Origin of the sequence: Streptomyces sp. NPDC058683 (genome assembly GCF_042716195.1) — a bacterium.
Lineage (GTDB): Bacteria > Actinomycetota > Actinomycetes > Streptomycetales > Streptomycetaceae > Streptomyces.
Map to the genome: position 1 here is coordinate 1 of NZ_JBHXSK010000085.1, position 25,366 is coordinate 25,366.

The window sequence follows — 25,366 nt, forward strand, 5'->3', positions numbered from 1 at the left end:
GAGTTGGATGATCGTGCGTCGCGTCTTGCGGGGGTGTTGGCGGCGCGTGGGGTGGGTGCGGAGTCGGTCGTCGCGGTGGTGCTGGAGCGGTCGGTTGATCTGGTGGTGGCGTTGCTGGCGGTGTTGAAGGCGGGGGGTGCGTTCCTGCCGGTTGATCCGTCGTATCCGGTGGACCGGGTCGGGTTCATGTTGGAGGATGCGGCGCCGGTGTGTGTGGTGACGTCGGGTGCTATGGGGCAGGTGTTGCCGTCCGGCGTGGGTGTGCCGGTGGTGTGTGTGGATGATCCGGCTGTGGTGGGGGCGGTGAGGTGGTCTGGGTCTGGTTCGGTGTCGCCTGGTGGTGCGGCGTATGTGATGTATACGTCGGGGTCGACGGGGGTGCCGAAGGGTGTGGTGGTGTCGCATGCGGGGATTGTGAACCGGTTGTTGTGGATGCAGGACCGGTTCGCGCTGGGGTCGGATGATGTGGTGCTGCAGAAGACGTCGGTGAGTTTTGACGTCTCGGTGTGGGAGCTGTTCTCGCCGCTGCTCGCGGGGGCCCGGTTGGTGCTGGCGCGGCCGGGTGGGCAGGGGGATCCGGTGTATTTGTCGGAGGTGATCCGTGCGGAGGGGGTGACGACGGTTCATTTCGTGCCCTCGATGCTGGACGCCTTCGTGGAGGGTGGGGTTCCGGGGGCGTGGGGGTCGTTGCGGCGGGTGGTGTGTTCGGGTGAGGCGTTGTCGGGGGTGTCGGCGGAGCGGTTCGCGCGGGTGTGTGGTGCGGAGTTGCACAACTTGTATGGGCCGACGGAGGTGTCGGTGGATTCGACGGCGTGGGTGTTCGGGGGTGGGTCGGGTCCGGTTCCGATTGGTGTGCCGGTGTGGAATACGCGGGTGTTTGTGCTGGATGGGTGGTTGCGGCCGGTGGCGCCGGGTGTGGTGGGGGAGTTGTTCCTTGCGGGGGATCAGTTGGCGCGGGGGTATCGGGGTCGTGCGGGGTTGACGGCGGAGCGGTTTGTGGCGTGTCCGTTCGGGGGTGTGGGTGAGCGGATGTACCGGACGGGGGATCTGGTCCGGTGGACGGCCGAGGGTCAGTTGGTGTTCGTGGGGCGGGCGGACGACCAGGTGAAGATCCGCGGCTTCCGGATCGAGCCGGGTGAGGTGGAGGCCGTCCTGGCCGCCCATCCCGGTGTCGCCCAGGCGGTGGTGATCGTCCGTGAGGATCTGCCTGGTGACAAGCGTCTGGTCGCCTATGTCGTTCGCGACGGTGACGTCGGTGCGGCGGACGACCTGCCCGGTGAGCTGCGTGCGCATGTCGGCCGACGGTTGCCGGAGTACATGGTTCCGTCGGCGGTGGTGGTGCTGGAGGGGCTGCCGTTGACGGTGAACGGGAAGCTTGACCGGGCGGCACTTCCGGCTCCCGAGTATGCGGTGGCCGGTGGTGGGCGGGGTCCTGTCACGGTGGCTGAGGAGCTGGTGTGTGGGGTGTTCGCTGAGGTTCTCGGTGTGGAGCGGGTGGGGGTGGAGGACAACTTCTTTGAGCTTGGGGGGCATTCGCTGTTGGCGGTGTCGTTGGTGCAGCGGTTGCGTGAGCGGGGTTTCGGGGTGTCGGTGCGGGCGTTGTTCGAGTCGCCGACGCCGGCGGGGGTGGCTGCGGCCGGTGACGGTGGTGGTGTGGTGGAGGTGCCGCCGAACGGTGTTCCGGATGGGGCGGAGGTGATCACGCCGGAGATGTTGCCGCTGGTTGATCTGACGGCGGCGCAGGTGGAGTTGGTGTGTGCGGCGGTGGAGGGTGGGGCGGCGAACGTGGCGGATGTGTATCCGCTGGCTCCGTTGCAGGAGGGCATCTTCTTCCACCACCTGCTCGGTCGGCCGGGCGAGGCGGATGCCTATCTCATGTCGATGGTGTTGGGCTTTGACGGGCGTGAGCGGCTGGACGGGTTCCTGTCCGCGTTGCAGCAGGTCGTGGACCGGCATGACATCTACCGCACCGGCGTGGTGTGGGAGGGGTTGCCCGAGCCGGTGCAGGTGGTGTGGCGTCGTGCGGTGGTTCCGGTGACCGAGGTGGTGTTGTCCGAGGGTGGGGATCCGGCGGCTGAGCTGTTGGCTGCGGCGGGTTCGTGGATGGACGTGCGTCAGGCGCCGTTGCTGCGGGTGCACATGGCGGAGGACCGGCCGAGCGGCCGGTGGGTGGCGCTGCTGCAGGTGCATCACCTGGTGCAGGACCACACGGGTCTGGAGGTGATGCTGGGTGAGGTCGCGGCCTTCACGGCGGGGCACGGCGAGGAGTTGCCGGCGCCGCTGCCGTTCCGTGAGTTCGTCGCCCGGGCGCGGCTCGGCGTGTCCCGCCAGGAGCAGGAGGAGTACTTCGCGGCTCTGCTGGGCGATGTTACGGAGCCGACAATGCCGTTCGGCCTGACCGACGCTCACGGCGATGGCACCGAGGTGCGGTCGGAGCGGTTGCGGGTGGATGACGGGTTGGCGGAGCGCGTGCGGGAGCAGGCGCGAGAGCTGGGGGTGAGCCCGGCGACGCTGTTCCACGTGGCGTGGGCGCGGGTGCTGGCGACGCTGTCTGGCCGCTCTGACGTGGTGTTCGGGACGGTCCTGCTGGGCCGGATGAGTGCCGGACCGGACGCCCTGCGGATCCCGGGCCCGTTCATCAACACCTTGCCGGTGCGGGTGGATGTCGCGGGCTCGGACGTGCTGGGAGCCGTACGGGCGGTGCAGACACAGCTGGCCGGCCTGCTGGTCCACGAGCACGCCCCGTTGGCCCTGGCGCAGAAGGCGAGCGGTGTCCCCGCCTCCGCCCCACTGTTCAGCTCGATGTTCAACTACCGGCACGGCGGCCGGGCCGAGAGTGCCGAAGACGGGCAGGTCGGCGTCGAGGGCGTCGAGTTGCTGTTCGCCCAGGAGCGGACCAACTATCCGCTGGCGGTCGCCGTGGACGACCTGGGGACCGGGTTCGTGTTGGCTGTCGACGCGGTGACTCCGGCGGATGCCGGGCTGGTGTGCGGGCTGTTGCACACGGCGGTCGGCGAGCTGATCAGGGCGGTCGACGCCGCTCCGGGCACTGCGCCGGCCGGTCTTGACGTGCTGCCCCAGCCCGTTCGCGACCAGGTTCTGCACGCTTGGAACGACACGGGCGCGGTGGTGCCGGGGGTGACGTTCCCGGAGCTGTTCGAGGCGCAGGTGGCGCGCACCCCCGATGCGGTGGCGGTGGAATGCGCGGACGAGACTCTGACGTATGCGGACCTGGCCGACCGGGTGGCGCGGTTGGCGCGGGTGCTGGCCGATCGGGGGGTGCGGGCCGAGTCGGTGGCGGCGGTCGTGCTCGAGCGGTCGGTGGATGTGGTGGTGGCCCTGCTGGCGGTGTGGACGGCCGGCGGTGCCTATGTGTTCGTCGATCCGTCGTATCCGCCGGAGCGGGTGGCGCTGACGCTGGCGGACGCGGAGCCGGTGTGCGTGGTCACCACCCGTGGACTGGCCGGCGCGTTGCCCGTGGGTGCCGCGGTCCCGGTGGTGGCGGTGGACGACCCGGCGGTGCAGGCGGAGCCCGCGACGGCGGACGCCGGGACGTGGAGCAGGCCTGTCCCCCTGGCTGCGCGGGCCGCCTACGTGATGTACACGTCGGGGTCGACCGGGCGCCCGAAGGGCGTGGTGGTGTCGCAGGGCGCGCTGGTGAACCTGGTGGCCGGACTGAGCCCGGTCCTGGGAGCCGGTTCGGGCGACGGTGTCCTGCAGTTCGCGTCGTTCGGGTTCGACGGCTCCGTCCTGGACGTGGCGGTGACCTTGGCGTCGGGCGGACGGCTGGTCGTGGCCACGGCGGACGAACGGGCGGACGCCGGGCTGCTGGCCGGGCTGATCGTCCGCTCGGGGGTGACGGCAGCAAGTGTGGTGCCGTCACTGCTGGCCGTGCTCGATCCGACGGCGGTGCCGGGACTGTCGCGGGTCCTCGTGGGCGGGGAGCTGCTGACCGCCGAGCTCGCACGGGGATGGGCTGACGGCCGGACACTGGTGAACACGTACGGGCCGACCGAGGCGACCGTGATGGTCACCACGACCGGCCCGGTGGATGCCGCCGGGGCCTCGGCGCCTCCGGTGGGCGGGCCGGTGGCGAACACCCGTATTTATGTGCTGGACCGGTGGTTGCGGCCGGTGCCGCCCGGGGTGGCGGGTGAGCTGTATGTGGCCGGGGCCCAACTGGCGCGGGGGTACCGGGGCCGTGCGGGGCTGACGGCGGAGCGGTTCGTGGCGTGTCCCTTCGGGGCGCCGGGTGAGCGGATGTACCGGACCGGGGACCTGGCCCGCTGGACGGCCGAGGGCCAGGTCGTCTTTGTGGGCCGGGCGGATGACCAGGTGAAGCTCCGCGGCTTCCGGATCGAGCCGGGTGAGGTCGAGGCCGCTCTGGTGGCCCATCCTGCGGTCGGCCGGGCCGTGGTGGTCGCCCGGGAGGACGTACCCGGTGACAGGCGTCTGGTCGCCTATGTCGTTCCTGACGGCGACGCCGGCACTGACGCTGACGGTGGCGGCGTGGCTGGTGGTGAGCTGGCGGCCGAGCTGCGTGCCTACGTGGGCCGGCGGTTGCCGGAGTACATGGTGCCGTCCGCGGTGGTGGTGCTGGACGCGGTGCCGCTGACGGTGAACGGCAAGGTGGACCGGGCGGCGCTGCCGGTGCCGGAGTACTCCGTGGCATCCGGTGGGCGGGGTCCCGCCACGGTGGCCGAGGAACTGGTGTGCGAGGTGTTCGCCGAGGTTCTGAACCTGGAGCGGGTGGGGGTGGAGGACAACTTCTTCGAGTTGGGCGGTCATTCGCTGCTGGCGGTGTCGTTGGCGTCGCGGTTGCGTGAGCGGGGAGTGAGCGTGTCGGTGCGGGCGTTGTTCGAGGCGCCGACGCCGGCGGGGTTGGCCGCGGCCGGTGACGGTGGTGCTGTCGTGGAGGTGCCGCCGAACGGCATTCCGGACGGGGCGGAGGTGATCACGCCGGAGATGCTGCCGTTGGTTGATCTGACCCCGGCGCAGGTCGAGTTGGTGTGTGAGGCCGTCGAGGGCGGCGCGCCGAACGTGGCGGATGTGTATCCGCTGGCCCCGTTGCAGGAGGGCATCTTCTTCCACCACCTGCTCAGCCGGCCGGGCGAGTCGGATGTCTATCTGGTGCCGATGGTGTTGGGCTTTGACGACCGCGCCCGGCTGGACGGGTTCCTGTCGGCGTTGCAGCAGGTCGTGGACCGGCACGACGTTCACCGCACCGGCGTGGTGTGGGAGGGGCTGCCTGAGCCGGTGCAGGTGGTGTGGCGCCACGCGGTGGTCCCGGTGACCGAAGTGACGCTCTCCCGGAGCGGCGACCCGGTGGCCGACTTGTTGTCGGCGGCGGGCGAGTGGATGGATGTGCGGCGGGCGCCGTTGGTGCGGGTCCACATGGCGGCGGAGCCCGACAGCGACCGATGGCTCGCCCTGGTGCAGGCACACCACCTGGTGCAGGACCACACCGCGCTGGACGTGGTGTTGGGCGAGGTGGCCGCGTTGATGACCGGGCGAGGGGAGGAGCTGCCGACGCCGCTGCCGTTCCGTGACTTCGTCGCCCAGGCCCGGCTGGGTGTCTCGCGCGCGGAGCACGAGGAGTACTTCGCGGGTCTGCTGGGTGATGTCACGGAGCCGACGCTCCCGTTCGGTCTCTCCGACGCCCGCGGTGACGGCACCGGCGTGCGGCGAACGCGGCGGGCGGTCGACGAGGATCTCGCGCGGCGGGTCCGGGACCAGGCACGTCGGCTGGGCGTGAGCCCGGCGACGCTCTTCCACGTCGCCTGGGCGCGGGTGCTGGCGAGTGTGGCCGGACAGCCGAACGTGGTGTTCGGGACCGTACTGCTGGGCCGGATGAGCGCAGGACCGGGCGCCCTGCGGATCCCGGGCCCGTTCATGAACACGTTGCCGTTGCGGGTGGATGTCGCGGGCTCGGACGTGGTGGGTGCCGTGCGGGCGGTGCAGAGGCAGCTGGCCGGTCTGCTCGTGCACGAGCACGCCCCGTTGGCCCTGGCGCAGAAGGCGAGCGGTGTCCCCGCCTCGGCCCCGTTGTTCACCTCCCTGCTGAACTACCGCCACAGCCGGCACACGGATGGACGGCGCGGCGAAGGCGACCGGTTCGCGTGGGAGGGCGTGACGACGGTCTATGGCAGAGGAGGCACCAACTATCCGCTGAGCGTGGCTGTGGACGACACGGAGATCGGGTTCGAGCTGACGGTCGACGCTCTCGAACCGGGTGACTCCGGGTCGGTGTGCGGGCTGCTGCACACGGCCGTCGAGAGCCTCGTCGAGGCGTTGGACGACAGTCCCCGCACATCGCTCCGCGCACTTGAGGTGTTGTCGCAGGGCGCGCGGGGGCGGGTGGTGGAGGGTTGGAACGACACGGGCGTGATGGATGTGCCGGGCCTCGTGCCGGCGCGGTTCGGTGAGCAGGTGGCGCGTACGCCGGACGCGGTGGCGGTGGTGGACGCGTGGCAGGAGGTGACGTATCGGGAGCTGGACGATCGTGCGTCGCGTCTTGCGGGGGTGTTGGTGGCGCGCGGGGTGGGGTTGGAGTCGGTGGTGGGGGTGATGGTCGAGCGGTCGGTGGACGTGGTGGTGGCGCTGCTCGCGGTGTGGAAGGCGGGTGGTGCCTACGTGCCGATCGATCCGGAGTATCCGGTGGAGCGCGTGGAGTTGATGCTGGCGGATGCCCGGCCGGTGTGTGTGGTGGTGAGCGCTGCGTCGGCGGGTCGGTTGCCGGATGGGCTCGGGGTGGTGGTGGACGGTGCGGAGGCGGCCGCTCGGTCCGCAGCAGCGGTCGAGTCGGTGTTGCCGGGGCCGGAGCATGCGGCGTATGTGATGTACACGTCGGGGTCGACGGGGCGCCCGAAGGGTGTCGTGATCACGCACGGGGCGCTGGCGGCCTATGTGGCGTGGTGTGCCGAGACGTATCCCGGCGTGCGCGAGAGCAGTCTGCTGCACGCGTCGGTGTCGTTCGACCTGGGTGTGACAGGCCTGTACCCCGCTCTGGTCAGCGGCGGCTGTGTGTATGTGGCCGCCCTGGACGAGGGACTGCCTGCCGTGCTGCGCGGCCGGAGGGCGGCGTTCCTGAAGGTCACACCGAGCCATCTGCCGCTGCTGGAGGCGCTGCCGGAGGAGTGTGCGCCGACACGGCAGCTGATGGTGGGGGGTGAGGCCCTCGACTGGGACCAGGTACGGCGGTGGCGCGAACGGCACCCGGCTACGGCGATGGTGAACCACTACGGGCCGACGGAGGGGACGGTCGGCAGCGCGCACTACCCGATCGGCCATGCGGAGCTGGGCGAGGGAGCCGTTCCGATCGGGTGGTCGTTCGCGACCACCAGGACCTATGTGCTGGACCGGTGGCTGCGGCCGGTGCCGCCCGGGGTGGCGGGCGAGTTGTATGTGGCCGGGGCCCAACTGGCGCGGGGGTACCGGGGCCGTGCGGGGCTGACGGCGGAACGGTTCGTGGCGTGTCCCTTCGGGGCGCCGGGTGAGCGGATGTACCGGACCGGGGACCTGGCCCGCTGGACCCACGACGGTCGGCTTGTCTTCGTGGGCCGCGCGGACGATCAGGTGAAGCTCCGCGGCTTCCGGATCGAGCCCGGCGAGATCGAGGCCGTTCTGGTGGCCCATCCGGCGGTCGCCCGTGCGGTGGTGACCGTCCGGGAGGACGTGCCCGGTGACAGGCGTCTGGTCGCCTATGTCGTACGCGACGGCGACGGTGATGCGGCCGACGGCCTGCCCGGTGAGCTGCGTGCGCATGTCGGCCGGCGGTTGCCGGTCCACATGGTGCCCTCGGCGGTCGTGGTGCTGGACGCGCTGCCGCTGACGGTGAACGGAAAGGTGGACCGGGCGGCGCTGCCCGCGCCGGAGTACAGCTCGGCCGGGGCCGGTCGAGGACCTGCCACCGTGCTGGAAGAGACCGTGTGCGGGGTGTTCGCCGAGGTCCTGGGCCTGGAGCGGGTGGGGGTGGAGGACAACTTCTTCGAGTTGGGCGGTCATTCGCTGCTGGCGGTGTCGTTGGCGTCGCGGTTGCGTGAGCGGGGAGTGAGTGTGTCGGTGCGGGCGTTGTTCGAGGCGCCGACGCCGGCGGGGTTGGCCGCGGCCGGTGACGGTGGTGCTGTCGTGGAGGTGCCGCCGAACGGTATTCCGGACGGTGCCGAGGTGATCACGCCGGAGATGCTGCCGCTGGTGGATCTGACCCCGGGGCAGGTGGAGTTGGTGTGTGCTGCGGTGGAGGGTGGGGCGGCGAACGTGGCGGATGTGTATCCGCTGGCCCCGTTGCAGGAGGGCATCTTCTTCCACCACCTGCTCGCCGGATCGGGGGACGTGGACCCGTATCTGCTCTCTCTCACCCTGGGCTTTGACGATCGCGCGCGCCTGGACGGGTTCCTGTCGGCGTTGCAGCAGGTCGTGGACCGGTACGACATCTACCGCACCGGCGTGGTGTGGGAGGGGCTGCCCGAGCCGGTGCAGGTGGTGTGGCGCCACGCGGCGATTCCGGTGACCGAAGTGACGCTCTCCCAGGACACGGACCCCGCGGTCGAGCTGTCGGCGACGGCCGGGCGGTGGATGGATGTGCGCCAGGCGCCGCTGGTAGGCGTACGGGTGGCGGCGGAGCCGGGCACCGAGCGGTGGCTCGCCCTGGTCCAGGTGCACCACCTGCTGCGGGACCACACCGGGTCGGACGTGGTGCTGGGCGAGGTCGCCGCGCTGCTGGCGGGGCGGGGCGATGAGCTGCCGACGCCGCTGCCGTTCCGGGACTTCGTCGCTCAGGCCCGACTGGGTGTCTCGCGGCAGGGGCACGAGGAGTACTTCGCGGGTCTGCTGGGCGATGTCACGGAGCCGACGCTCCCGTTCGGTCTCTCCGACGCCCGCGGTGACGGCACCGGTGTGCGGCGAACGCGGCGGGCGGTCGACGAGGGTCTCGCGCGGCGGGTCCGGGACCAGGCACGTCGGCTGGGTGTGAGTTCCGCGACGCTCTTCCACGTGGCCTGGGCGCGGGTGCTGGCTACGCTGTCGGGCCGTTCGGATGTGGTGTTCGGGACCGTGCTGCTGGGCCGGATGAGCGCAGGAGCCGGCGCCGAGCGGACCCCTGGTCCGTTCATGAACACCCTGCCGGTGCGGGTGGATCTCACGGACGCGGATGTGCTGGGTGCCGTGCGGGCCATGCAGGCGCAGCTGGCCGGTCTGCTCGTGCACGAGCACACCCCGCTGGCCCTCGCACAGCACGCGAGCGGCGTCCCGGGGTCGCTCCCCCTGTTCACCGCCCTGTTCAACTACCGCCATGTCAGCCACGAGCCCGCCGACGGAACGCAGCCGGGCGACGTGCTGGGCATGAGGGTGCTGTCCACCGAGGACCGTACGAACTATCCACTGGCGGTCTCGGTCGACGACTTCGGCACCGGCTTCGCCCTGACGGCCGGTGTGGTGGCTCCAGGAGACGCGGAACTGGTCTGCGAGCTGGTGCAGACGGCGGTCGAGGGTCTGCTCGCGGCGCTGGAGGAGCAGCCCCATGCGCCCTTGCGCGCGGTCGAGGTGATGCCGCCGCACGGACGTGAGCAGCTGCTGGCACAGTGGAACGACACCGCCCGAGCGATGCCCGCGCTGACGGTGCCGGAACTCTTCGAGCGGCAGGCGGCGCGTACCCCGGACGCACCTGCGGTGATCTGCGGGGACGAGGAGATCAGCTACGCCCGGCTCGACGAACGGGCGTCGCGGCTGGCCGCGGTGCTCGCGCGCCGGGGTGTCGGTCCGGAGTCCGTGGTCGCGTTGGCGATGGACCGCTCCGTCGACCTGATCGTGGCATTGCTGGCGGTGCTCAAGGCCGGCGGCGCCTACCTGCCGATCGACCTCGCGTATCCGGCGCAGCGTGTCGCCTTCATGCTCGCCGACGCCCGACCAGTGTGCGTGATCACCGACAGCCCCCTGCCGGAGGTGCTGCAGGGCGAACTCGGCCTGCCCCTGCTCACGGTCGACGGCCACAGCCTCACCGACGCGCCCCTGCCGGCCGACGCGGATGCGGCCGACGGGCGTCGTCCGCTGCTTCCCGCCCACCCGATGTACGTGATGTACACCTCGGGTTCGACCGGGACCCCGAAGGGGGTGATGGTCACCCATCAGGCAGTGGTCAGCCATCTGCTGGCCCGCGTCGAGGAGTTCGGATGGGGGGCGTCGGACCGGTTCATGCTCACCGCACCGATGGGCTTCGACCCCTCGGTCTGGCAGATGTTCTGCCCCCTGGTCAGCGGCGGAAGCTTCGTGATCGCGCCCGCCGGCAGCGCGGCCGATCCCGGGTACCTGGTCGAGCTGGCACGACGGCACCGCGTGACGGTGCTGCACCTGATCGCCTCCGCACTGACCGGGGTGCTGGACGAACCGACGGTGACGGGTCTGTCCGACCTGCGGCAACTGGCCAGTGGCGGCGAGGGAGTTCCCGGAGCCCTGCGGGACCGCGTCCGCACCCTGTTTCCACAGACCGACCTGGTCCAGGGATACGGACCGGCGGAGGCCTGCATCGCGGTGACCTGGCACCGGTGCACCGACGACCCGGACGCGGTGCCGCCGATCGGTGCTCCGATCGCCAACTCCCGCCTCTACGTCCTGGACGACTTCCTGCGGCCGGTGCCCGCGGGGGTGGCCGGGGAGTTGTACATCGCGGGACTCCCGCTCGCTCGCGGCTACGTCGGGCGCACGGGGCTGACCGCGGAGCGGTTCGTGGCATGCCCGTTCGGCGGCCCGGGCGAACGGATGTACCGCACCGGCGACCTGGCGCGATGGCGGGCCGACGGGGTGCTCGTGTTCATGGGACGGGCGGACGAGCAGCTGAAGATCCACGGGTTCCGGATCGAGCCCGGCGAGGTCGAGGCCGCCCTGGCCGCTCACCCCGGTGTGGCCCGGGCCGCCGTCATCGCCCGCGAGGACACCCCCGGAGACAAACGCCTGGTCGCCTACGTGGTGCCGGGCGGCACGGGAGCGGACAGCGTGGCCACGGAGAACCTGGCGCGCGAACTGCGCACCCGTACGGCCCGGCAGTTGCCGGAGTACATGGTGCCGTCCGCGGTGGTGGTGCTGGACGAGCTGCCGTTGTCGGCGAACGGGAAGGTGGACCGGTCCGCTCTGCCCGCGCCGGACTACACGGCGGCCGGCCCCGGGCGGCGACCGGTGACGCTCGCCGAGGAACTCATGTGCGGTGTGTTCGCCGAGGTGCTGGACCTGGAGCGGGTCGCGGCAGAGCAGAGCTTCTTCGAACTGGGCGGCCACTCACTGCTGGCGATGCGGCTGCTGTCACGGGTCCGGTCGGTCTTCGGGATCGAACTGAGCGTGCGGGTCCTGTTCGAGACGCCCACTCCGGCCGGTCTGGCGGCGCGGATCGCGGGCGCGGGTCCGGCCCGGACGGGTCTGGTGCGCCAGGAGCGGCCCGAGCGGATGCCGCTGTCGTACGCACAGCGCCGGTTGTGGTTCCTGGCCCAGCTGGAGGGCCCGAGCCCGACCTACAACATGCCCGCGGCGCTGAGGTTGTCCGGGCCCGTCGAGGTGACCGCGCTCAGGTCGGCGCTGAGGGACGTGCTGGCGCGGCACGAGGTACTGCGGACGGTGTTCCCCGCGCACGACGACGAGCCGTACCAGCGGGTGCTGGACCTGGCCGAGATCGGGGAGGTGCTGCGCGTCGCGCACGCCACCGAGGAGCAGGTCACGGAACTGGTGGCGGCCGAGAGCCGCCACGGGTTCGACCTGGCGCGGGAGATCCCGGTACGGACGCTGCTGATCCCCACCGGCCCGGACTCCTCGGTGCTGGTGGTGGTGTTCCACCACATCGCGGGCGACGGCTGGTCGATGGGGCCGCTCGCCCGGGACATCTCCCGCGCGTACGCGGCACGTTGTGAGGGCCGGGCACCGCAGTGGGAGCCGCTGCCGGTGCAGTACGCCGACTACACCCTCTGGCAGCGGCAGCTGCTGGGGGAGGAGCACGGTCCGGACAGCCTGCTGACGGCTCAGGCCGGCTACTGGCGGCAGGCGCTGGCCGGTGCCCCGCAGGAACTGGTACTGCCCACCGACCGCACACGCCCGGCGGAAGCCTCCTACCGGGGACACACGGTGCGGGCCGACATCCCGGCGGACGTCCATGCCGAACTCGCCGCGCTGGCCCGCGCACAGGGTGTCACCCTTTTCATGGTGGCGCAGGCGGCGTTGGCGGTGCTGCTGTCCCGGCTGGGCGCCGGCGAGGACATCCCGATCGGTACCGTGGTGGCCGGCCGCACCGACGAGGCCCTCGACGAACTCGTCGGCTTCTTCGTCAACACCCTGGTGCTGCGCACCGATCTGCACGGCGACCCCACCTTCGCCGAACTCCTCCGCCGGGTGCGCGAACGCGACCTACAGGCGTTCGAGAACCAGGACGTGCCGTTCGAGCGGCTGGTGGAACTCATGGCACCGCAGCGCTCCATGGCACGCCACCCGCTGTTCCAGGTCATGCTCACCCTTCAGAACAACGATCCCGCGATCCTCGATCTGCCCGGCGTCCGAGCGGAAGCACACTCCGGCGTGCCCCTGCCGTCCAAGTTCGACCTCGACATATCGATGACCGAGCTCCTCCACGACGGCCGGCCGGCGGGATTGCGGGCCTCGCTGGTCGCCGCGGCGGACCTGTTCGACGCGGACACCGCCGCGACGATCGCCCACCGGCTGACCCGCGTGCTGACGGCGGTCGCAGCGGACCCGGAGGTACGGCTCCACGACATCGATGTGCTGTCCGACGACGAGCGGGACCGGCTCCTCGCGGTGCCCGAGACGGGCGGCGGTCTGCCGTCGGCCTCGCAGGTGACACTGCCGGTGCTGTTCGAGGAACAGGCGGCGCGGACACCGGACGGCGTGGCGTTGACCAGTGGTGATCAGCACCTGACGTACGAGGAGCTGAACGGTCGGGCGAACCGGCTGGCCCGGATCCTGGTCCGGCACGGGGTGGGACCGGAGTCGGTGGTGGCGCTGCTGATGGAACGCTCCACCGACCTGGTGGTGGCGTTGCTGGCCGTACTGAAGGCCGGTGGCGCCTACGTGCCCCTGGACCCCGCCTACCCCGAGGACCGGATCGTCCTCGTGCTGACGGACGCGAAGCCGGCGTGTGTGCTGACCACCGAAGCGCTCGCGGACGTACTGCCCGTGGCGCCCGCGGTCCCGGTACTGCTGCTGGACGGCCCGCAGACGGCCTCGGACCTCGCGGCCCTGTCGCCCGCGGACCTGAGTCGGCAGGACCGGCTGGGGCCGGTGGCCGGCGCGCATCCGGCGTACGTGATCTACACGTCGGGGTCCACGGGCACGCCCAAGGGCGTGCTGGTGACGCATCACAACGTGGTGACGCTGTTCGGTGCGCTGCGTGACCGGTTCGGATTCGGCACCGGCGACACCTGGTCCTGGTTCCACTCCTTCGCGTTCGACTTCTCCGTGTGGGAGATGTGGGGGGCACTGCTGCACGGCGGCCGGCTCGTGGTGGTTCCCTACCACGTGTCGCGCTCCCCCGACGCGTTCCTTCGGCTCCTGGCCGAGGAGCGGGTGACGGTCCTGTCCCAGACCCCGTCCGCCTTCTACGAGTTGATCCGGGCGGCAGGTTCCGACCGGACGACCGGAGCCCAGTCCGCTCTGCGCTGGGTCGTCTTCGGCGGTGAGGCTCTGGACACCGAGCACCTGAGCGAGTGGTGGCAGCAGCACCCGGCCGACGGGCCGGTCCTGGTGAACATGTACGGGATCACCGAGACGACGGTGCATGTCACCTTCGACGAGGTGAAGCCACCCGCCTCCGGTGGTTCGCCGCGCGGCAGTGCGGTCGGGCAGGCGCTGCCGAGCCTGCGCGTCCACGTTCTGGACCGGTTCCTGCGCCCGGTCCCGCCCGGCGTCACGGGCGAGTTGTACGTGGCGGGCGGCCAGCTGGCGCGAGGATACGCCGGTCGTACGGGGCTGACGGCCCAGCGATTCGTGGCATGCCCGTTCGGCGGCCCCGGCGAGCGGATGTACCGCACCGGCGACCTGGGCCGGTGGACCGCCGACGGGCAACTCCTCTACATGGGCCGAGCCGACGACCAGGTCAAGATCCGCGGCTTCCGGATCGAACCCGGCGAGATCGAGGCGGCACTGGCGGCGCACCCGCAGGTTGCCCAGGTCGTGGTGATCGCCCGCGAGGACACCGCCGGCGACCGCCGCCTGGTCGCCTATGCCGTGCCCGAGGACGGTGCCGCCGGGTCCGCGACCGCGGCCCGGGACCTGCCGGCCGTACTGCGCGGCTACGCCGCCCAGCGTCTGCCGGAGTACATGGTGCCCGCGGCAGTGGTCCTGCTCCCGGACGGGTTGCCGCTGACGGTCAACGGCAAGGTCGACCGGACGGCCCTGCCCGCGCCGGAGTACGCGGCGGCCGTCGGCGAGCGCGCGCCGGCCACGGCGCTGGAAGAGATCGTGTGCGGGGTGTTCGCGGAGGCTCTGGGCGTGGACCGGATCGGCGTCGACGACGGGTTCTTCGAACGGGGCGGGCACTCGCTGCTGGCGATGCGGCTGCTGTCACGGATGCGGTCGGTCTTCGGGGTCGAACTGAGCGTGCGGGCCCTGTTCGAGACGCCCACTCCGGCCGGTCTGGCGGCGCGGATCGCGGGTGCCGGACCGGCCCGGGCGAGCATGGTGCGCCAGGAGCGGCCCGAGCGGATGCCGCTGTCGTACGCACAGCGCCGGTTGTGGTTCCTCACCCAGCTGGAAGGCCCGAGCCCGACCTACAACCTGCCGGTGGTGCTCCGGCTGACAGGACGGATCGACACCGCCGCGCTGGGAGCGGCGCTCGACGACCTCGTCACCCGGCACGAGGTGCTGCGCACCGTGTTCCCCGTCAGCGACGGGGAGCCCTGGCAGCGAGTACTGGAGCCGGACCGGATCGGACAGGTGCTGCGGGTCGCCGAGGCCACCACCGAAGCACAGACCGCCGCTCTGGTCACCGCCGAACTCCGGCACGGCTTCGACTTCTCCGACGAGACACCCCTGCGGGCACTGCTCGTCGAAACCGGCCCCGACACGGGTGTCCTGGTCGTGGTCATCCACCATGTCGCCGGTGACGGCTGGTCGATGGACCTGCTCACCGAGGACCTGTCCACCGCGTACGCAGCGCGCCGCGAAGGCCGGGAACCGCAGTGGGAGCCGCTGCCGGTGCAGTACGCCGACTACACCCTGTGGCAACGCGAACTGCTCGGCGCCGAGGACACCCCGGGAACCCTCCAGGCCGCCCAGATCGACTACTGGCGGCAGGCCCTGGCCGGCGTCCCGCAGGAGCTGACCCTGCCCAGGGACCGGCCGCGGCCCGCCGTACCGTCGCACCGGGGACACACGGTCACCTTCGACATCCCCCGTGCCGTCCACGAGCAACTGGCGGCACTGGCCCGCGAACACGGTGTCACCTCGTTCATGGTGGTGCAGGCCGGTCTGGCAGCCCTGCTGTCCCGGCTGGGTGCGGGCGAGGACATCCCCATCGGCACCGCCGTGGCCGGACGCACCGACCAGGCGCTGGACCGGGTGGCCGGATTCTTCGTCAACACCCTCGTGCTGCGCACCGACCTCACCGGCAACCCGGCCTTCACCGAACTGCTGACCCGGGTACGCGAGTACGGCCTGGCGGCCCTCGACCACCAGGACGTGCCGTTCGACCGGCTCGTCGAGGTACTCGCCCCGACCAGGATGCGGGCCCGCCATCCGCTCTTCCAGGTCATGCTCGCGGTGGAGAAGGACACCCCGGAAAGGACCGAAGTCCCCGGCATCCGGACGGAGACCCTGCCGCCCGAGGCCAAGCCCGCCAAGTTCGACCTCAGCATCACCGTCACCGAGACGTTCGACGACGACCGCCCCGCCGGCCTGCGCGGTTCACTGACGGTCGCGGCCGACATGTTCGACCACGCGACCGCCGACACGATCGGCCGACGGTTCGTCCGAGTACTGACCGGCGTCGCCGCCAAGCCGCAGGCACGGCTCCGGCAGATCGACATCCTCACCGATGCCGAACGACAGCAGATTCTCGACGGCTGGAACACCGCCGCCGCCCCCACCTCACTGCCCGCACTGTTCGGACAGCAGGCGGCCCGCACACCGAACGCCGTGGCGGTGGTGTGCCGGGAGCAGAGCGTCACCTACGCGGAGCTGAACGCGCGGGCGAACCGGCTCGCCCGAGCCCTCACCCGCCGCGGAGTGGGCCCCGAGACCGCGGTGGCCGTCGCCATGGACCGCTCCATCGAACTCGTGGTGGCCGTACTGGCGGTATGGAAGGCCGGCGGAGCACTCCTTCCGGTGGATCCCGGCTGGCCGGCAGCCCGGACGACCGCGGTCCTCGACGACTGCGGTGCCCGCGTCGCCGTGGCGGACCCGGCCGCGGCCGACGGCACGTTCGGACAGGCCGCCACCGCCACCGGAACAGCGATCGTTCCGCCGGAGGCCGGCGACACCGAGGACACCGCGGACCTGCCCGCCGGATGGCCGGCGGACCTGACCGCGTACGTGATGTACACGTCCGGGTCGACCGGCACCCCGAAGGGCGTCGTGGTCTCCCAGCGTGACCTGGTCGAGCTGGTCTCCGACCGGTGCTGGGGCAGACCGGCCCGCGTGCTGGGTCACGCGCCGTACGCGTTCGACGCCTCGGTCTACGAGCTGTGGGTGCCGCTCACCGGTGGCGGCACCGTGGTCCTGGCCCCGGCCGGCGACGTGGACGGGCGCGTACTGCGCTCGCTGACCGAAGACCACGGACTCACCCACGTGCATGTGACGGCAGGACTGATGCGGGTCCTGGCCGAAGAGGACCCCGGCTGCTTCACCGGCCTGCGGGAAGTTCTGACCGGCGGGGACGTGGTACCGCCCGCGGCCGTCGCCGCCGTCCTCGCGGCCTGCCCCGGAGTCGCGGTACGACACCTCTACGGGCCGACCGAGACGACACTGTGCGCCACTCAGCACGTCGTCACGGAAGCCGGAGCCCTCCGCGAGGTCCTGCCACTCGGCCGGCCGATGGACGACACCCGGATCTACCTCCTCGACGACGGCCTCGCGCCCGTACCGCCCGGTGTGACGGGCGAGGTGTACGTGGCCGGGGCCGGACTCGCCCGCGGCTACCACGGCCGGCCCGGCACGACGGCCGAACGCTTCACCGCCTGCCCCTTCGGGACGCCCGGCGAGCGGATGTACCGCACCGGCGACCTCGCCCGCTGGACCCACGACGGCCAGCTCGTCTTCGCCGGACGGGCGGACGACCAGGTCAAGATCCGCGGCTTCCGCGTCGAGCCCGGTGAGGTCGAAACCGTCCTGGCAACCCATCCGAAGGTCGCCCAGGCCGTGGTGATCGCCCGCGAGGACACCCCCGGAGACAAGCGTCTCATCGCCTACGTCGTCCCCGACGGCGACCAGGGCGAGCACGCTGACCTGCCGGGCGAACTGCGCGCCTTCACCGGCGAGCACCTCCCGGACCACATGGTGCCCGCCGCCGTGGTCGGACTGACCGAGCTGCCCCTGACCGCCAACGGGAAGGTGGACCGGAACGCCCTGCCCGCCCCCGAGTACCGGACCGACAGCGAGAACCGCGAGCCCGCCACCGAACAGGAACGCATCCTGTGCGAGATCTTCGCCGACGTCCTGGGCGTGGAACACGTCGGCCCCGACGACGACTTCTTCGCACTCGGCGGACACTCCCTGCTGGTCACCCGGCTCGTGAACCGGATCCGGACCAGGCTGGGCGTCGAAGCGGGCGTCTGGCTGCTGTTCGAGGTCCCCACCCCCGCCAGACTGGCGGCACGGATCACGGACGCCGCTCCGGCACGGACCGGCCTGACCCGCTGGGAACGGCCCGAACGGCTGCCGTTGTCGTTCGCCCAGCGCCGGTTGTGGTTCCTGACGCAACTGGAAGGCCCGAGCCCCACCTACAACATGCCCATCGTGCTGCGCCTGGACGGGGCGCTGGACACCGACGCGCTGCGAGCGGCACTCGGGGACGTGATCACCCGGCACGAAGTGCTCCGCACGGTCTTCCGAACCGCAGAGGAAGAGCCGTACCAGCAGGTCGTGGACCCTGCCGAAGCGGGTGAGGTACTCCGCGTCACGCCTGCCGCCGGGGAACAGGTCGCGGCGCTGGTGGCGGCCGAGGTCCGCTACGTCTTCGATCTGGCCGCTGAGATCCCGCTCCGCGCGCTGTTGATCGAGACGGACACCGACACCCGACTCCTGGTCGTGGTCATACATCACATAGCCGGGGACGGCTGGTCGATGGGCCCGCTCGCCCGCGACCTCTCCCTCGCTTACGAGGCCCGGCGCAAGGAACGCCGGCCCGCCTGGGAGCCGTTGCCGGTCCAGTACGCGGACTACGCGCTGTGGCAGCGGGAGTTGCTCGGTGACGAGGACGACCCGGAGAGCGTGCTGGCCGCCCAGGTGGCCTACTGGCGGGAGGCGTTGGCGGGCGCGCCGCAGGAACTCGTCCTGCCGGTGGACCGAGCACGTCCGGCGGTGGCGTCGCACCACGGGCACGTGACGGCGCTCGACGTGCCGGCCGATGTGCACGCTCAGCTGGCCGGGTTGGCGCGTGAGCGGGGCGTGACGCTGTTCATGGTGGTCCAAGCCGCGTTGGCAGTGCTGTTGTCGCGGCTGGGCGCGGGGGAGGACATCCCGATCGGCACGGCAGTGGCCGGCCGGACCGACCAGGCACTGGACGACCTGGTCGGCTTCTTCGTCAACACGCTGGTCCTGCGCACTGATCTGACCGGCGACCCGACCTTCGCCGACGTGCTGGAGCGGGTGCGGGAGACCAGCCTGACGGCCCTCGACCACCAGGACGTGCCGTTCGAGCGACTCGTCGAGATCCTGGCCCCGAACCGCTCCCTGGCCCAGCACCCGCTCTTCCAGGTCATGCTCACCCTCCAGAACGCCGGTCCGGCCATGCTGGACGTGCCGGGACTGAGCGTGCAGCAGCTGCAGAGCGGACTGGCGGCGGCAAAGTTCGACCTGGAAGTGACGTTGAGCGAGGTCACTGATGATGCGGGTCGTCCGGTGGGGTTGCGGGGGTCCGTGATCGGTTCGGCGGATCTTTTCGAGGCGGGGACGGTCGGGTCGATCGCTGAGCGGTTGGTGCGGGTGTTGTCGGCGGTAGCCGTGGACCCGCTGGTGCGGGTGGGGCGGGTTGAGGTGCTGTCGGAGGTTGAGCGGGATCGGGTGGTGGTGGGTTGGAATGACACGGGTGTGGTGGTGGGGGATGTGTCGTGGCCGGTGTTGTTCGCGGAGCGGGTGGCGGCTGCGCCGGGTGTGGTGGCGGTGGTGTGTGGCGGGGAGGAGGTGACGTACGGGGAGTTGGATGATCGTGCGTCGCGTCTGGCCGGGGTTTTGGTGGGGCGTGGGGTGGGGTTGGAGTCGGTGGTGGGGGTGGTGTTGGAGCGTTCGGTTGATCTGGTGGTGGCGTTGCTGGCGGTGTGGAAGGCGGGGGCTGCCTACCTTCCGATCGATCCGTCGTATCCGATGGACCGGGTCGGGTTCATGCTGGCGGATGCGGCTCCGGTGTGTGTGGTGACGGCCGGTGGGGTGGCGGGCGTCCTGCCGCCGGAGGCTGCGGTTGCGGTGGTGTGTGTGGACGACCCGTCTGTCGTGGCGGAGATGGCGGCGGTGGATCCGGCGGTGGTGCCGGAGTCGGTGCTGCCGGGTGGTGCGGCGTATGTGATGTACACGTCGGGGTCGACGGGTGCGCCGAAGGGGGTGGTGGTCACTCAGCGGGATGTTGTGGCGTTGACGGTGGACGGGTGTTGGGGTGACGAGCTGGGGCGGGTGTTGGGGTTTGCGCCGTATGCCTTTGATGCGTCGGTGTTTGAGCTGTGGGTGACGTTGGGGCGTGGTGGGTCGGTGGTGCTGGCGCCGTCGGGTGAGCTGGATGGTGGGGCGATCCGGTCGCTCGTCGGGGCGTACGGGTTGAGTCGTGTGCATGTGACGGCGGGGTTGTTGCGGGTGCTGGCGGATGAGGATCCGGGGTGTTTTGCGGGGCTGGTGGAGGTGCTCACCGGTGGGGATGTGGTGCCGGCGTTGTCGGTGGCGAGGGTGGTGGAGGCGTGTCCGGGTGTGGTGGTGCGGCATCTGTACGGGCCGACGGAGATCACGTTGTGTGCGACGCAGTACGTCACGGGGGGTGGCGAGGGGGTTCCGTCGGTGTTGCCGATCGGCCGGCCGATGGACAACACCCGTGTCTATCTCCTCGACCAGGGCTTGTTGCCTGTTCCGCCGGGGGTGGCGGGGGAGTTGTATGTGGCCGGGGCTGGGCTGGCCCGCGGTTACCGGGGCCAGTCGGGGTTGACGGCGGAGCGGTTCGTGGCGTGTCCGTTTGGGGGTCCGGGTGAGCGGATGTACCGGACCGGCGACCTCGCGCGGTGGACGGCTGATGGGCAGCTGGTGTTCGTGGGCCGGGCGGACGAGCAGGTGAAGATCCGCGGCTTCCGGATCGAGCCCGCCGAAGTCGAGGCAGCTCTGGCCGCCCACTCCGACGTAGCCCAGGCGGTCGTCGTTGTTCGCGAGGACACGCCCGGTGACAAGCGGCTCATTGCGTATGTGGTGCCCGATGACGCGGATGTTGCTGCTGCGGACCTTCGCGTTTTTGTGGGGTTGCGGTTGCCGGAGTACATGGTGCCGTCGGCGGTGGTGGTGCTGGATGTGCTGCCGTTGTCGGTGAACGGGAAGGTGGACCGGGTCGCGCTGCCCGCGCCCGAGTATGCGGGGGCCGATCGTGCTGGTGTGCCCGCGAGTGTGGTTGAGGAACTTATGTGCGGGGCGTTTGCCGATGTGCTTGGTGTGGAGCGGGTGGGTGTGGAGGACAGCTTCTTCGAGCTGGGTGGTCACTCCCTGCTGGCGATGCGTTTGGTGTCGCGTGTGCGGTTGTTGTTCGGTGTCGAGTTGAGTGTGCGTGCGTTGTTCGAGTCGCCGACGCCGGCGGGCTTGGTGGCGCGGGTCGGTGGTGCGGGGTCGGCGCGGGTCGGTCTGGTACGGCAGGCGGAGCGTTCTGAGCGGGTGCCGTTGTCGTTCGGGCAGCGGCGGTTGTGGTTCCTGGCGCAGTTGGAGGGGCCGAGTCCGACGTACAACATGCCGCTGGTGCTGCGGCTGGACGGCCAGGTGGATGTCGGTGCGCTGGGTGCGGCCCTGGTGGATGTGGTGGCGCGGCATGAGGTGCTGCGCACTGTCTTCCTGGTGGTGAACGGGGAGCCGTTCCAGCGGGTGCTGACGCCCGGAGAGGTGGGCGAGGTGCTGCGGGTCGCCCACGCAGCCGAGGAGCAGGTGGCGGGGCTGGTGGCGGCCGAGGTGGGGCATGGGTTCGATCTGGCGGGGGAGATCCCGCTGCGGGCGCTGCTGGTCGAGACCGGTCCGGATGTGCATGTGCTGGTGGTGGTGGTGCATCACGTTGCGGGGGACGGCTGGTCGATGGGGCCGTTGGCCCGCGATGTCTCCCGGGCGTATGCGGCGCGGCGTGAGGGGCATGCGCCGGGCTGGGAGCCGTTGCCGGTCCAGTACGCGGACTACACCCTGTGGCAGCGGGAGCTGCTGGGCAGTGAGGAGCAGCCGGGAAGCGTCCTGGCCCAGCAGGTGACGTACTGGCGGGAGGCGTTGGCGGGCACGCCGCAGGAACTCGCTCTGCCGGTGGACCGGCCGCGTCCGGCGGTGGCGTCGCACCAGGGTCATGCGGTGGCGCTGGAGGTGCCCGCCGAGGTGCACGCCCGGCTGGAGGCGCTGGCACGTGAGCAGGGTGTGACCTTGTTCATGGTGCTCCAGGCCGGACTGGCGGTGCTGTTGTCGCGGCTGGGCGCGGGAGAGGACATACCCGTCGGTACGGCGGTGGCCGGGCGGACCGACCAGGCGCTGGACGACCTCGTCGGGTTTTTCGTCAACACGCTGGTCATCCGGACTGATTTGACGGGAGATCCGACGTTCGCCGGTCTGCTGGAGCGAGTGCGGGAAACGAGTCTCGCGGCGCTGGAGCGACAGGACGTGCCGTTCGAGCGGTTGGTGGAGCTGCTGGCCCCGGACCGGTCGATGGCCCGGCACCCGCTCTTCCAGGTCATGCTCACCCTGCAGAACAACACGACGCCCACACTCGACCTGAACGGTCTGCAGGCCACGTCGGCCCCGGCGGGGCCGATGGCGTCACGGTTCGACCTGAGCGTGAGCCTGAGCGAGGCCACCGTAGATGGTCACCCCGGTGGCCTGCGTGGATCGTTGACCGGGTCGGCGGATCTCTTCGACCGAGCGAGCGTCGAGGCGTTCGTTCAGCGGTATGCGCGAGTCCTGGCAGCGGTGGCGGACGATGTGCAGCTCCGGGTGAGCGAGATCGACGTGCTGTTGGCCGATGAGCGACAGCGGGCGCTGGTTGCCTGGAACGACTCCGGTGTGGTCGATGCGTCGACCGTCGTACCGGAGCTTTTCGAGGCACAGGTGGCGCGGACTCCGGGCGCGATCGCCGTTGTGGCCGCGGACGGCGAGCTCAGCTACGCGGAGTTGGACGAACGGGCGTCGCGCCTGGCGGGCGTGTTGGCGTCCCGTGGAGTCGGGGCGGAGTCGGTCGCGGCGGTGCTGCTGGAGCGGTCGGCTGATCTGGTGGTGGCGCTGCTGGCGGTGTGGAAGGCGGGCGGTGCCTATCTGCCGATCGATCCGTCGTATCCGGACGAGCGAATCGCGTTCATGCTGGGTGACTGTCGGCCCGTCTGTGTGGTGACGGCCCGTGATCTGGCCGAAGGGCTTCCACCGCACCCAGGTGTCCCGGTCGTATGTGTGGATGACCCGCGCGTCGTCGAGGCGACGGCGGAACCGGTGGCAGCGCGGCCGGCGGCGGGGAACGCGGCGTATGTGATCTACACGTCGGGGTCGACCGGGCGCCCGAAGGGCGTGGTGGTGTCGCACGGGGCGCTGGCCGGTTACGTGGCGTGGTGCCTGCGGGCGTATCCGGCAGCGAGCGAGAGCAGCCTGTTGCACGCGCCGGTGTCGTTCGACCTGGGTGTGACGGGTCTGTTCGGGGGGCTGGCCAGTGGTGGATGCGTGTTTGTGGGTGCGCTGGACGAGGGGCTGCCCGCGCTGTTGGGCGACCGGCGTCTGGCCTTCCTCAAGGTGACACCGAGCCATCTGCCGGTCCTGGAGGAGCTGCCGGAGCAGTGTGTGCCGACCAAGCAGTTGATGGTGGGCGGGGAGGCGCTCGGCTGGGGGCAGGTGCGGCGGTGGCGTGACCGGTGCCCGGGCGTGGCGGTGGTGAATCACTACGGCCCCACCGAGGGCACGGTCGGCTCCGCGCACTACCCGGTCGGTGCTGGTGAGACGGGCAGGGGGCCGGTTCCGATCGGCCGCCCGTTCGCGACCACCCGGGCGTATGTGCTGGACAGGTTCCTGCAGCCCGTGCCGCCCGGTGTGGCGGGTGAGCTCTATGTGGCGGGCGTTCAGCTGGCTCGGGGATATCACGATCGCCCGGGGCTGACCGCGGAGCGCTTTGTGGCGTGTCCGTTCGGGGAGTCCGGCGAGCGGATGTACCGCACAGGGGACCTGGCCCGCTGGACCTCCGACGGCCAGCTGGTGTTCGTCGGGCGTGTCGATGACCAGGTGAAGGTGCGGGGATTCCGGATCGAGCTGGGCGAGGTCGAAGCCGTTCTGGCGGCACATCCTGGCGTGGCCCAGGCACTGGCGGTGGTTCGAGAGGACGCGCCCGGCGATGTGCGGTTGGTCGCCTACGTTGTTCCGGTCGACGGAAGCCGGGCGGGGGAGGAACTGCGAGCGTTCGCTGCTGGGCGGTTGCCGGAGTACATGGTTCCGTCGGCGGTGGTGGTGCTGGAGGGGCTGCCGTTGACGGTGAACGGGAAGCTTGACCGGGCGGAGCTTCCGGCGCCCGAGTATGCGGTGGCCGGTGGTGGGCGGGGTCCTGTCACGGTGGCTGAGGAGCTGGTGTGTGGGGTGTTTGCCGAGGTTCTCGGTGTGGAGCGGGTGGGGGTGGAGGACAACTTCTTTGAGCTTGGGGGGCATTCGCTGTTGGCGGTGTCGTTGGTGCAGCGGTTGCGTGAGCGCGGACTGAGCGTGTCGGTGCGGGCGTTGTTCGAGTCGCCGACGCCGGCGGGGGTGGCTGCGGCCGGTGACGGTGGTGGTGTGGTGGAGGTGCCGCCGAACGGTGTTCCGGACGGGGCGGAGGCGATCACGCCGGAGATGTTGCCGCTGGTGGATCTGACGGCCGCGCAGGTCGAGTTGGTGTGTGCGGCGGTGGAGGGCGGCGCGGCGAACGTAGCGGATGTGTATCCGCTGGCTCCGCTACAGGAAGGGATCTTCTTCCATCACCTGCTGGCGGAGCCCGGCGAGGCGGACGTGTACCTGGGACCCACGGTCGTGGCCTTCGACGCGCGGGAGCGGCTGGACGCGTTTCTGTCGGCACTGCAGCAAGTGGTGGACCGGCATGACATCTACCGGACGGGATTGGTGTGGGAGGGGCTGCCCGAGCCGGTGCAGGTGGTGTTGCGTCGTGCGGTGGTTCCGGTGACCGAGGTGGTGTTGTCCGAGGGTGGGGATCCGGCGGCTGAGCTGTTGGCTGCGGCGGGTTCGTGGATGGACGTGCGTCAGGCGCCGTTGTTGCGGGTGCATGCGGCGGAGGACCGGGCGAGCGGCCGGTGGTTTGCGTTGGTGCAGGTGCATCATCTGCTTCAGGACCACACGGCACTGGACGTGGTCATGGGTGAGGTCGCGGCGTTCATGGCCGGTCGTGGGGATGAGTTGCCGGCGCCGCTGCCGTTCCGGGACTTCGTCGCCCAGGCGCGGTTGGGGGTGTCGCGCGCGGAGCACGAGGAGTACTTCGCGGGTCTGCTGGGCGATGTCACGGAGCCGACGCTGCCGTTCGGCCTGGCCGATGCGCGCGGCGACGGCACCGGTGTGAAGCGGGCGCGGGTCATGGTGGACGAAGACCTGACGCAGCGCGTCCGGGAGGGGGCGCGCGAGTTGGGGGTGAGCCCGGCGACGCTGTTCCATGTGGCGTGGGCGCGGGTGCTGGCGAGTCTGTCCGGGCGCTCGGACGTGGTGTTCGGGACGGTACTGCTGGGCCGGATGAACGCGGGCGTGGGCGCCGAGCGGATCCCCGGCCCGTTCATGAACACCCTGCCGGTACGGCTCGACACTGCCGCTCATGATGTGGACGGCGCGGTCACCGCCATGCAGTCCCAATTGGCTGGCCTACTGGTCCATGAGCACGCCCCCTTGGCGCTCGCGCAGAAGGCCAGCGGCATCCCGACGTCCGCTCCCCTGTTCACCTCCCTGTTCAACTACCGGCACGGCCGCCGAGCGGCTGGTCGGCCGGACGACGACCTGGCCGGCGTGGAACTGGTCCACGACA

The 25,366-nt window shown here is 71.0% G+C and carries 1 protein-coding gene (cut by a window edge); it reads left to right on the forward strand.

The window, feature by feature from the left end; genetic code table 11:
- Positions 1 to 51: 51 nt before the first annotated feature.
- Positions 52 to 25,366 carry the 5' portion of a non-ribosomal peptide synthase/polyketide synthase gene (locus tag ACFWXC_RS50100; RefSeq protein ID WP_384490499.1) on the forward strand. The gene runs 5,288 nt beyond the window's last position, so 25,315 of the gene's 30,603 nt are visible here — the first part of the coding sequence; its start codon is at positions 52 to 54; its stop codon lies beyond the right edge, outside the window.